The following is a 2,700-nucleotide window of genomic DNA, read 5'->3' as shown; positions in this document are numbered from 1 at the left end:
CCCCCCCCCCCCCCCCCCCCCCCCCCCCCCCCCCCCCCCCGGCCCCCCCCCCCCCCCCCGCCCCCGCCGCCGCCGCCCGCCACGGGATCCCGCCAGCGCGGCGGCAGGTCCCGGCGGAGCAGCACCCCGCCCGGGGTCCGGAGCTCCACCGCCCCGTGCCGGGAGACCGTCACCGTCACCCGTTCCGACACGATCCGCCAGCCGCCGTCGGTGTCCGGTTCGAGGGAGGCCCGCGGATCCGCGTCGGGCGCCTCGCCCGCCAGGGCGTACGAGGGAAGCGGTCCCGCCCCGTCCCACCCCCAGAACACCGTGCCGCCCGACGACACGCGGATCCGGAGCGAGGACCGGGCGAACCGGACGGTCCCCCCGCCCGGAGCCGGCTCCGCCTCCACCGCGAGCCCCGGCACCCTGGCCCGTTCCGCCCCCCTGGGCGGCAGCCCCCACGCGTCCGTACGGCGCTGCCGCCACGCCGACCGCACCGCCCGCAAGCCCTGCACCGAACCGAACACCTTGATCGAACGCACCAGTTCACGACCGTCCATGCAGCTCACCCTGCCACCCGCCGGGGCCCGAACCGGTTCCGTTCAGCTGCCGTTCACCCGTGGTGGGAGCACATGTTCAACTGCCTGACCATGGGCGGGCAGACCTGGTGCGATTGACGATCACATGGCATCGTCCTGTCAGCCGCGTCACGCGCACACCCCAGCACGTGCGCGAGACACACGCAGATCCGCGTACAGCCAGGGAGCCGCCCCAAATGACATCAGCAGCGCCGACCGAGCCGCTCTGGCAGCCGGACGAGGAACGCATCGCCACGGCCGCCGTCACCCGCTTCCAGGCCTGGGCCGCTGAGCACCACGGCGCCCCGGCCGAGGGCGGGTACCCGGCGCTCCACCGCTGGTCGGTCGAAGACCTCGAAGCCTTCTGGCAGGCCGTCGTCGAGTGGTTCGACCTCCGCTTCTCCACCCCGTACGGGAGGGTCCTCGGCGACCGCTCCATGCCCGGCGCCGACTGGTTCCCCGGAGCCACCCTCAACTACGCCGAGCACGCCCTGCGCGCCGCCGGCGAGCGCCCCCATGACACAGCTCTGCTTCATGTGGACGAGACACATGAGCCGACGCCGATCACCTGGGGCGAGCTCCGTCGCCAGGTCGGCTCCCTCGCCGCAGAGCTCCGCGCCCTCGGCGTGAAGCCCGGCGACCGCGTCAGCGGCTACCTGCCCAACGTCCCGCAGTCCGTCGTCGCGCTCCTCGCCACCGCCGCCGTCGGCGCCGTGTGGACCTCCTGCGCCCCCGACTTCGGCGCCCGCAGCGTCCTGGACCGCTTCCAGCAGGTCGAGCCCGTCGTCCTCTTCACCGTCGACGGCTACCGCTACGGCGGCAAGGAGCACGACCGCCGCGACACCGTCGCCGAGCTCCGCGCCGAGCTGCCCACCCTCCGCGCCGTCGTCCACATCCCGCTCCTCGGCACCCCGGCCCCCGAAGGCACCCTCGCCTGGGCCGACCTGGTCGCCGCCGACGTCGAGCCGGTCTACGAGCAGGTGCCGTTCGCGCACCCCCTGTGGGTCCTGTACTCCTCCGGCACGACCGGCCTGCCGAAGGCGATCGTGCAGTCCCAGGGCGGCATCCTCGTCGAGCACGTCAAGCAGCTGGGCCTGCACTGCGACCTCGGCCCCGAGGACGTGTTCTTCTGGTACACCTCCACCGGCTGGATGATGTGGAACTTCCTCGTCTCCGGCCTCCTCACCGGCACGACCGTCGTCCTCTACGACGGCAGCCCCGGCTACCCCGACACCGCCGCCCAGTGGCGCGTCGCCGAGCGCACCGGCGCCACCCTGTACGGCACCTCCGCCGCGTACGTGATGGCCTGCGCGAAGGCCGACGTGCACCCCGGCAGGGACTTCGACCTCTCCGCCGTGAAGTGCGTGGCCACCACCGGCTCCCCGCTGCCCCCCGACGGCTTCCGCTGGCTCCACGACGAGGTCCGCGAGAACCTGTGGATCGCCTCCGTCAGCGGCGGCACGGACGTCTGCTCCTGCTTCGCGGGCGCCGTCCCCACCCTGCCCGTCCACGTCGGCGAGCTCCAGGCCGCAGGCCTCGGCACCGACCTGCAGTCCTGGGACCCCTCCGGGAAGCCCCTGATCGGCGAGGTCGGCGAGCTCGTCGTCACCAACCCCATGCCGTCCATGCCGATCCACTTCTGGAACGACCCCGACGGCAGCCGCTACCGCGACAGCTACTTCGAGATGTTCCCGGGCGTCTGGCGCCACGGCGACTGGATCACGATCACGGACCACGGCTCGGTCGTCATCCACGGCCGCTCGGACTCCACCCTGAACCGCCAGGGCGTCCGGATGGGAAGCGCCGATATCTACGAGGCCGTCGAGCGCCTCCCCGAGATCCGCGAGTCCCTGGTCATCGGCCTGGAGGAACCGGACGGCGGCTACTGGATGCCGCTCTTCGTGCACCTCGCGGAGGGCGCCACCCTGGACGAGGAGCTGATCGACCGCATCAAGCGGACGATCCGCAGCGAGCTCTCCCCGCGCCACGTACCCGACGAGATCATCGAGGTCCCGGGCGTCCCGCACACCCTCACGGGCAAGCGCATCGAGGTCCCGGTCAAGCGCCTCCTCCAGGGCACCCCCCTGGCCAAGGCCGTCAACGCCGGCTCGGTCGACGACCTCGGCCTCCTCCACTTCTA

At 73.1% G+C, this 2,700-nt stretch carries 1 protein-coding gene and 1 pseudogene; one reads left to right on the top strand and one right to left on the bottom strand.

The window, feature by feature from the left end; translation table 11 throughout:
• A pseudogene (locus K7G60_RS38490) lies at window positions 1-542 on the bottom strand (glycosyl hydrolase); the annotation flags it as partial.
• 215 nt (window positions 543-757) lie between these two features.
• Here K7G60_RS38490 and K7G60_RS38485 point away from each other — a divergent pair.
• Window positions 758-2,700, top strand: a 1,943-nt coding sequence (locus tag K7G60_RS38485) for an acetoacetate--CoA ligase (RefSeq protein ID WP_225805613.1), incomplete at its 3' end; no start/stop codon positions are given.

Source organism: Streptomyces sp. NK15101 (genome assembly GCF_020400725.1).
Classification (GTDB): Bacteria; Actinomycetota; Actinomycetes; order Streptomycetales; family Streptomycetaceae; genus Streptomyces.
Note: the sequence above shows the minus strand (reverse complement) of the source record. Positions and strands in the feature narration are given on the sequence as shown.